Annotated in this window: 4 protein-coding genes; 3 read left to right on the forward strand and 1 reads right to left on the reverse strand. The window is 28.4% G+C overall.

All coding sequences use genetic code 11. The annotated features are described in order from the left end of the window. Positions 1 to 71: 71 nt before the first annotated feature. Complete coding sequence (locus B9N71_RS11825) at positions 72 to 305, reverse strand: hypothetical protein (protein WP_085166056.1); 234 nt, start codon at positions 303 to 305, stop codon at positions 72 to 74. Positions 306 to 407: 102 nt separating this feature from the next. Here B9N71_RS11825 and B9N71_RS11830 point away from each other — a divergent pair, with 102 nt between their 5' ends. From B9N71_RS11830 to B9N71_RS11840, 3 genes are all read left to right on the forward strand, one after another. After that, positions 408 to 728, forward strand: coding sequence for a hypothetical protein (locus B9N71_RS11830; protein ID WP_085166057.1), 321 nt, complete (start codon positions 408 to 410; stop codon positions 726 to 728). 580 nt (positions 729 to 1,308) lie between these two features. Beyond that, positions 1,309 to 1,722 (forward strand): hypothetical protein, encoded by a 414-nt coding sequence (locus tag B9N71_RS11835; RefSeq protein WP_085166058.1) that lies wholly within the window; start codon positions 1,309 to 1,311, stop codon positions 1,720 to 1,722. A 214-nt stretch (positions 1,723 to 1,936) separates the two neighbouring features. Further along, positions 1,937 to 2,317: a DUF805 domain-containing protein gene (locus tag B9N71_RS11840; protein ID WP_085166059.1), complete on the forward strand. Its 381-nt coding sequence runs from the start codon at positions 1,937 to 1,939 to the stop codon at positions 2,315 to 2,317. Positions 2,318 to 2,596 lie beyond the last annotated feature (279 nt).

The raw sequence follows: 2,596 nt of genomic DNA on the forward strand, positions 1-2,596 counted from the left end.
CCGATTGAGTATAAAACACTAAAACAGGCAGCATGATTTTCTACGTGAGTTGTGTACTAAGTTTGGGGTATTTACAAACTCACAATACACCCAATAAACACGTTTGCAACTCTATTTATAGCGAGCTTTCCGATACAATAAAAAATTTCGGCCCCCCAGCGTAAATGTTTTTCAGCTATATCACTTAATATCAAAATAATCATTGAATCATCCAATAATTTAGTTGGATAATAGTAAGTACAACGACTTAATACCACAATAGCGCGACTGATAGTAATTGATTTACAAGGATAATTATGGGACATTTTATCTTTAGAAAAATCTAAGATATATTCAATTTTGATGGTACACTTAATGAATAATAAAAAAATCCACAGTAGCAAAAAGAAAGAACCCGAATTGTTGAAATGAACTTACATATAAAAAATAAAATGTTACAAAATAAAGATGATTCAATTAAAGATACTTTTTGCTATTTATTATTTGAGATAGGTTTTTTTCATGCCAATCTAATTGAAATTACAATAAAAAATGCAGAAGAATATCTATATCTAGTTAAAAATGATATTGATATAAAAAACCTTTTAATTTGGATTTGTCAATGTGTAGACCAATGTTTCATTTCTCACCATGATAAGGATGATTATTATATTATAAAAAACTATTCTTCTGAAATTGAAAGCAAATGGAATAATGGTTGGAAACCAAGAATACGATCATTAATTTAAAAATCACAAAATATCAAAAAGTTACATCATAATTTAGTAATTTACATTACTACTCTTATTCCAACTAAAACAACTGTCCAGAAAAACTGACCGATGCAAATAGAGAAATACTGTCAGAATGTAGCTATCAGCTTTGAAGTAAGCACATTAAGGAAATTGGACAGGAATCCATAGAGCAACACCTCAGATATTAGGGACAATATTTAGACAAATAAACTGGCTTACATTACAATAATTTCAGATACAATGATCTGGAAATAGAACGCTTTATTCTGGCAAACCTGATTAGATTATTAGGTGGCTTGAATCTGTGTGCACCTAATGAATTTTAATTAGGTTTTGGTCTATTGTTGGGGAATTGTAATAAATCATAGATAATTAGAAGTAAAATATGCAGTGAACTAAATGCAAAAAGGCTCTTGTAACTGTACAAAATAAAACAGGTACAAAGGAACGTATCATTAGGATGATTTTAGTTGGAATGCGAAAATTGGAGCTCAGAATTCTAATGGCACGCATTTGCAGATTTATACCTATAGCGATCCTATGGCGGTGAAATTATTAGGATATTTTATTAATTATGAATAAGAGAAAATACAATAATCCTTACCATCCATTTCCCTATGAAATGAAAGGTCAATTCATTGAAAGATTGGAAGAAAATAAAACTCGTTTTATTGAGATTTATTCTATTGAATATGAGAAACCTGAGGAAGAAGATGACGAATGGGAATTTTCCTTGTATTCACTTTATATAGATCAACTTATAAGACCAATAATAGATGAGAAAGAAGTGTTTTTTTTATATAAGCTGCGTACATATTATGCAGACCCCACATTAACGGATAATGATAGTGCATTCAATCAATCTATAACTTCATTTGAACAATATGTTTTTTCTAATTTCGATGAGTTATTAGAATATGTTGAACAACGATGGAGAATAGGATTAAGTGATTTTGTTCCAATTAATGAAACACATATACCTTATTGAAAAATAAATTGATAATACCTATAAGTAATACAAACTAATTATAAATAACAATATTACCAAAACCAAAAAATAATAGTGGCAGGCATTTAATTGATGAAAATCAATTTTATTAAATTATTCTAGGTATTTCTATTACATTATCAATATAAAATATTTGAGATAACGTTTAATTTATTATATATTTACAAATATTTTAATAAATAAGGAGTATTAAGTGTTAAGTAAAGCAATTAATTCATGGCTTGATGGCTATAGAAAAATGTTTCGTTATAAAGGACGTTCAACTCGTAGTGAGTTTGGATTTTTTATTCTTATTCAATGTATATTAGTATGGCTCTCTTTTGTACTGCTATTCAGTATGGACAAAATATTACCAAGTACTATATTAGGAATCTGTGTAATGTTAATTTTTATCGTTACTTTTCTTACAATATTGTCTTACAATGTTAGACGATTACATGATATAGGTACAAGCGGTCTGTGGTGTTTTGTTTATCTTCTCTGTCCAGGAGCTATAATAGGTGCATCTTTAATAATAAAACCAACTTCAGGAGAAAACCAATACGGACCTAACCCAAGAATATTATCAAATTAGTAAAATACTCCTTCACTCCGCATGGTGAAGGGAGTACAGTTTTCCCTATATTCAGCTCTTTGTTCTTAACTATTTTATCTACCCCCTCTTATTCTCAGTTTTAACATAACTTTCAACTAACATTTTAATGATTATAAATATCCTATTTTTAGTACAAAACTAACGTAGATAATGATATTGTTTATTTTCGTGTTTTATATTCAATATGTAACTATCCCCTAAAGTAGTACAGCAAAAAAGTAGAAAATTCTCTATGATAAAAGTAAAAGGGGATTTAAT

It is taken from the genome of Gilliamella bombi (genome assembly GCF_900103255.1).
Taxonomy (GTDB): Bacteria; Pseudomonadota; Gammaproteobacteria; order Enterobacterales; family Orbaceae; genus Gilliamella; species Gilliamella bombi.